This is a genomic window from Mycobacterium sp., from assembly GCF_032162105.1.
Lineage (GTDB): Bacteria > Actinomycetota > Actinomycetes > Mycobacteriales > Mycobacteriaceae > Mycobacterium.
The window spans coordinates 1-3,020 of the sequence record NZ_JAVRPS010000456.1 but is presented as its reverse complement, the minus strand read 5'-3'; the positions used below and the strand labels follow the sequence as shown (position 1 = coordinate 3,020).

General features: G+C 65.9%; 3 protein-coding genes. All 3 read left to right on the top strand.

The genetic code is table 11. The annotated features are described in order from the left end of the window. Positions 1-86: 86 nt before the first annotated feature. Positions 87-1,352 carry a cytochrome P450 gene (locus QOC69_RS23445; protein ID WP_526444088.1) on the top strand — a complete coding sequence of 422 codons (1,266 nt, stop codon included), beginning with the start codon at positions 87-89 and terminating at the stop codon, positions 1,350-1,352. Positions 1,353-1,360: 8 nt separating this feature from the next. Continuing rightward, positions 1,361-2,152: a coniferyl-alcohol dehydrogenase gene (locus QOC69_RS23440; protein WP_526444086.1), complete on the top strand. Its 792-nt coding sequence runs from the start codon at positions 1,361-1,363 to the stop codon at positions 2,150-2,152. An 8-nt stretch (positions 2,153-2,160) separates the two neighbouring features. Beyond that, positions 2,161-3,020: aldehyde dehydrogenase family protein (locus QOC69_RS23435; RefSeq protein WP_526444084.1), on the top strand; the 860-nt coding region annotated here is incomplete at its 3' end.

Here is a 3,020-nt window from a genome sequence, read left to right as displayed (position 1 = left end):
GTCGATTTCGTCGACGAGCTGCCCCGGTCAGCCACCGGAAAGCTCGTCAAGCGAACCCTGCAAGCCCGCTACCTGGAGGCACACGCATGACAATCGAAGCCGCTCCGAGCACGGTCCGTCCGCCCTTCGACCCGGTCAGCATTTCATCGCTGAGCTTCTGGGACATGACCGCCGAGGAGCGCGAGCCGTGGTTCAAGATTCTGCGCGACGAACGTCCCGTCAGCTGGCACCCGCCGATCGAGGGCACCGTCGTGCCCGCCGACATCGACGGTGTGTGGGCGGTTACCCGCAATGAGGACATCGCGTTCGTCAGCAAGCACCCTGACATCTTCAGCTCGGCCCAGGGCGTGCTGATCGAGGCGATCCCCGATGACGTGATCGAGGCGGCGATGTCGTTCCTGGCCATGGACGCCCCCCAGCACGGCGCCACCCGCAAGCTGATCAGCTCGGTCTTCACGCCACGCCAGGTGGCCACGATCAGCGATCAGATCAAGAACCAGGCCATCGCGATCGTCGATGATTTGCTCGCCACCAAGCAAGGCGACTTCGTCCTCCAGGCCACCAAGCGGCTGCCGATGTGGACGATCTTCGAAATGGTCGGTCTGCCCGAGGAATTGCGCGAAGAGGCGCTGCACCACGCCGACGGGCTGCTGTCCTGGGCCGACGAGGATGTGGCCGCGGGGCGTGAACCCGGCGAGGTAATGAACGACTCACTGGTCGGGCTGCTCGTGCTCGGCCTGGATCTGGCCGCACAGCGCCGTGCGCAGCCGACCTCCGACCTGACCAGCCGGCTCGTCGAGGCCGAAGTCGACGGCCGCAAGCTCACCGACGACGAGATCGCGGCATTCTTCGTGCTGCTGGCGGTAGCGGGCACCGACACCACCCGCAACACCATGGCGGTCACGGCGATGGCACTGCAGGAGTTCCCCGACCAGCGCGCGCTGCTCGCAGAGGACTTCGACGGCCACATCAAGACCGCCATCGACGAGTTCGTCCGGTGGGCGACCCCGGTGATGACGTTCCGCCGCACCGCCACCCAGGATACCGAGCTGCACGGTCAGCAGATAAGAGAAGGCGACTGGGTGTTGCTGATGTACTCGTCGGGCAATCGCGACGAGCGGGTGATCACCGACCCCCACACCTTCGACATCCGTCGGAGCCCGAACCCGCACATCGGCTTCGGTGGTGGTGGCCCGCACTTCTGTATGGGCGCATTCCTGGCCAAGATGCAGCTGGAGGCATTCTTCGGCGAACTGATCCGGCGGGTTCCGAACCTGCGCCTCGGCAAGCCTGATTACTTGACCAGCAACTTCTTTCGCGCCGTCAAGTCCCTGCCGTACACCCTCGACTAGGAGAACCGATGACTGCATTCGACGGAAAGCGCTTCGTGGTCACCGGTGCCGCGTCCGGAATCGGCGATGCCGTGGCCGAACGTCTCCTGGCCGCCGGCGCCGAGGTGGTCTCGTTGGACCGGAACACCCCGACCGCGAAGGTGAACCGCCACGTCGAGGTCGACCTCGCCAATCCGCGCAGCATCGACGCCGCCGTCGAACAACTCGACGGGCCGTTCGACGGACTGATGAACGTCGCAGGGATTCCCGGCACGGCCCCCGCCGAGCTGGTTCTGGCGGTCAACAGCCTTGCCGTACGCCACCTGACCGAGGCGTTCTTCGAACGACTTACGCCTGGGGGTTCCGTGACGATCGTGTCCTCGACGGCGGGCTTCGGCTGGCCCGCTCGCCTCGACGTCATCCGCGATCTGCTGGCCACGGACACCTTCGAAGAAGGTGCGGCCTGGTTCAAGGCCAACCCTCAACAGGGAAATGCCTACAACTTCTCCAAGGAGGTCACCACGGTCTACACGATGACGATGGGGCTGGCCGTGGTGGAGATGGGCTTTCGCATCAACGCGGTGCTCCCGGGGCCGGTCGAGACGCCGATCTTGGCCGACTTCGAAGAATCCATGGGCAAGGACAACCTCGACGGCATCAAGGAACTCCTCGGCAGGCACGCCGACCCCGGCGACATCGCCGACGCGGTGCTGTTCCTCGCATCCGACGAGGCCCGATGGATCAACGGCCACGCTTTGGTCGTCGACGGAGGGATCACCGGTGCTGTGCTCTCCGGAGTCGTTCCGGCGCCGGAGATCTGAGGCCGATCATGTCCGTCCATGCCTTTCCCGACCGCACGGCGCGTCCCGGCCAACCGCGCGGCGCCACCGAGCTGGCGGACCTCCGCCAGACCTTCGCCACCGGTCGCACACGCGAGTTGCGTTGGAGACTGGCTCAACTCGAGGCGATCGAGCGGCTGTGCGACGAGCGGGAAGCCGACATCGCGGCCGCCCTGCATGCCGACCTCGGCCGGCCGGTGGTCGAGGCATGGCTCGGCGACGTCGCGTCGACCAAGGGTGAAGCGGCATACGCCCGCAAACATCTGAAGAAATGGATGCGCCGCCGCAGGCAGCCGTTGCCGCTTGCCCAGCTCCCCGGACGCTGCTGGGTGCAGTACGACCCACTGGGCGTTGTCCTGATCATCGGGCCCTGGAACTACCCGGTCTATCTGAGCCTGGCCCCGCTCGTCGCCGCCGTGGCAGCCGGAAACTGCGCCGTGCTCAAGCCATCCGAGCTCGCGCCTGCCACCTCCGCATTGTTGGCGCGACTGGTGCCGCTCTACTTGGACAGCGAAGCCGTTCGCGTCGTCGAGGGTGACGGTCAGACCACCCAGGATCTGTTGGCGCAAGGCTTCGACCACGCCCTGTTCACCGGCGGAACCGACATCGGCAAGAAGATCATGGCTGCGGCCGCGCCCACGCTCACCCCGGTGACGTTGGAACTCGGCGGAAAGAGCCCGGTGTTCGTGGCCGCCGACGCGGATCTCGACGTCGCCGCCCGACGCATCGCATGGGTCAAGCTGATGAATTCCGGGCAGACCTGCATTGCGCCCGACTACGTTCTGGCCGAACGTTCGATTGCCACTGACCTCACCGACCGGATCGTCGCCAACATCAAGGCGTTTCGCGC